The following is a 2802-nucleotide window of genomic DNA, read 5'->3' as shown; positions in this document are numbered from 1 at the left end:
CGAGGAAGGCGAGCTGGTGATCTCCGGCCCGCAGGTGGTGCCGGGTTACTGGAACAAGCCCGAGGAGACCGCACACGCCCTGCCCGGCGGCGCGCTGCACACCGGCGACGTCGGCTACAGGGACGCCGCGGGCTGGTTCTACCTGGTGGAGCGCAAGAAGGACCAGATCTACGCGGGCGGCTCCGAGGGGTGGCCGCGCGAGGTCGAGGACGTGCTCTACGAGCACCCCGCGGTGCGCGAAGCCGCCGTCGTCGGCGTCGCCGACCCGTACCGGGGCGAGACGGTGAAGGGGTACGTGAGCGTGCGCCCGGGCCAACGCGCCACCCCGGAAGAACTGGTGGCGTTCTGCAAGGAGCGGATGGCCGCCTACAAGTACCCGCGAGAGGTCGAAGTCCTCGACGAACTCCCCAAAACCACCACCGGCAAGCTGCTGCGCCGCGAACTCCGCGCCCGGTGAACCGACCTGGAGCCGGAACGAGTCACGCAGGCCCGGCGGGCAGCGGCAGGCCGACGTAGTTCTCCGCCAACGAGGTGGCGGCCGCCGTCGAATTTGCCACGTAGTCCAGGTGGGACAGCTGCAACCGGCGTCCGAAGTCGTCCGCGGCCGGGTCGGTGTGCAGCAGTGTGGTCATGAAGTACGAGAAGTGCTCGGCCCGCCACACCCGCCGCAGCGCGGTGTCCGAATAGGCGTCCAGTTCGGCGTCGTCACCGCGCAGCAGCGACGAGCCCAACGCGCGGGCCAGCAGCGTCACGTCCGCTGCGGCCAGGTTGAGCCCCTTCGCCCCGGTCGGCGGCACGATGTGCGCCGCGTCGCCGGCCAGCAGCAACCGCCCGTGCCGCAGCGGTTCGGACACGAAGCTGCGCATCGGCGTCACGGATCGTTCGGTGATCGGCCCGCGCTGCAGCTTCCAATCCGCGTCGACCTCGAAGCGCCGGTCCAGTTCCGCCCAGATCTCCTCGTCCGGCCAGTCCTGCAGCGAGGTGTCCGGCGGCACTTGCAGGTACAGCCTGCTGACCTGGGTCGAACGCATGCTGTGCAGCGCGAAGCCGCGCTCGTGATTGGCGTAGATCAGCTCGTCGGTGGACGGCGGCACCGAAGCGAGGATGCCCAGCCACGCGTAGGGATAGGTGCGCTCGTAGGTCCGCACCCGCTCCGGCGGGATGGATTTGCGCGCCACACCGTGGAAACCGTCGGTTCCGACGACGTAATCGGCCGCCAGGACCTGCTCGGCGCCGTCGTGCCGGTAGCGCACCCTGGGCTGCTCCCCCTCGGCGCCCTCCACCGCGAGCGCTTCCGCCTCGAACAGCAGCGGGGAGCCGGACTCCAGGCGCAACGCCACGAGATCGCGCACGACCTCGGTCTGCGCGTAGACCATCACCTGCCGTCCGCCGGTCAGCGCGGCCATGTCGATGCGGTGCCCGGCCCTGCCGAAGCGCAGTTCGATGCCGTCGTGCAGCAGGCCCTCGCGGTCCATCCGCTCCCCCGCGCCGCATTCGCGCAGCACGTCGATGGTGCCCTGCTCCAGGATCCCGGCGCGCTGGCGGTGCTCGACGTGCTCGCGGGAGCGGGATTCCAGCACGACCGAGTCGATGCCCTGCCGCTGCAGCAGCCGGGCCAGCAGCAGTCCGGCCGGTCCCGCTCCGATGATGGCCACGCTGGTGCGCATCCACAGCTCCCTCGGCGCCGGAGAATTTAATCCGTGTACGGATGAGTTGGCTAACACCGTCCAGCCTGCAACATCCGTTGTCAACTGTCCGATTTCCGCTGCCTCGATCAAGAGTCGATCCGTGCACGGATCATCGGTCCGATCAAGCACAATGGCCGGGTGGGACCCATCGATCTCGGCACGCATCCCGGGCACCTGTTCCGGCGCGTCCAGCAAGTGCACACCATGCTGTGGGGCGCGGCGGTCTCCGAGGAGATCACGCCGCCCCAGTTCGCGGTGCTCAACGGGCTCGCCGAAGAACCGGAACGGGACCAGCGCACGCTGGCCGAGCGGGTCGCGCTGGACCGCTCCACCGCCGCCGACGTGGTGGCGCGGCTGGTGCGGCGCGGGCTGGTCGAACGCACCAAGGACAGCGCGGACGGGCGGCGCAACGTGCTCCGGTTGACCGAGTCCGGGCAAGCCGCGCACGAGAACCTGGTGCGCCGCACCGAGCGGATGATCGAGATCTTGCTGACCCCGTTGCGGGGAGACGAGCGGGAGCAGCTGCTCGCGCTGCTGTCCCGCGTCGCCGAGGCGGGCGAACGCATCCGCGATCCCGGAACGGCCCGGAGCTGACGCCACCCGAACCGGTTCCCGTCAAGAGGCCCCACCTGAGCAGGTGACCGTCGCCGCCGCGGTTCACCCGAACCGCGGCACCGGCGCTGCCGGTACGGCCACGAACAGAACGCGGCCGCCACCCCATCGCGCAGTAGTGCCTGCGACGCGCAGGCACGATCCGGCGAACGGCTCGCCCGGTTCGGCACGCAGGGTTTCAGCGCCGTTCGCGCGCATCCGGCAGCGCCGCGGCACCGATCTCACCATGAGCGACATCAGCGCAGGTGGGAGGTGTGATGCGACGTCCTGACCCCGTCGCGGCGCCAGGTTCGGCGCAGGTACCGCGCCCGGACCTCGACGACGCGCTGGCGGCGGCCACCCGCAACCTGGTGTGCCTGGTGATCGGAGCGGCCGGCTGGGGCAAGACGACCGCGGTCCGCTCGTGGGCCGAGTCGACCGGTGCCGATGCGCTCTGGTGGGCGCCCAGCGGATCGGGCCGGGATGCCGAACGGTTGCTGGGCGACCTCGCCCGCGCGGCGCT

3 protein-coding genes and 1 pseudogene are annotated in these 2802 nt (G+C 70.8%); 3 read left to right on the top strand and 1 reads right to left on the bottom strand.

What is annotated here, in order from left to right; all coding sequences use genetic code 11:
• Positions 1-457, top strand: a pseudogene (locus IJH84_RS23095) (AMP-binding protein); the annotation flags it as partial.
• 22 nt (positions 458-479) lie between these two features.
• Here the strand turns inward: IJH84_RS23095 and IJH84_RS23090 are convergent.
• Complete coding sequence (locus tag IJH84_RS23090; protein WP_295148937.1) at positions 480-1667, bottom strand: 4-hydroxybenzoate 3-monooxygenase; 1188 nt, start codon at positions 1665-1667, stop codon at positions 480-482.
• A gap of 159 nt (positions 1668-1826) precedes the next feature.
• Here IJH84_RS23090 and IJH84_RS23085 point away from each other — a divergent pair, with 159 nt between their 5' ends.
• On the top strand, positions 1827-2282 hold the full coding sequence (locus IJH84_RS23085) for a MarR family winged helix-turn-helix transcriptional regulator (RefSeq protein ID WP_200069476.1): 456 nt from the start codon (positions 1827-1829) through the stop codon (positions 2280-2282).
• Positions 2283-2557: 275 nt separating this feature from the next.
• Positions 2558-2802 (top strand): hypothetical protein (locus tag IJH84_RS23080; RefSeq protein WP_295148932.1); only part of this gene is annotated, 245 nt, incomplete at its 3' end.

This window comes from Saccharopolyspora sp., from assembly GCF_017434145.1.
Taxonomy (GTDB): Bacteria; Actinomycetota; Actinomycetes; order Mycobacteriales; family Pseudonocardiaceae; genus Saccharopolyspora_C; species Saccharopolyspora_C galaxeae.
This window is presented reverse-complemented; position numbering and strand designations above follow the sequence as displayed.

What these genes read in the sequence shown, in the direction of transcription:
- IJH84_RS23090 (WP_295148937.1), bottom strand. Translation starts at nt 1,667, where the DNA reads ATGCGCACCAGCGTGGCCATCATCGGAGCGGGACCGGCCGGACTGCTG.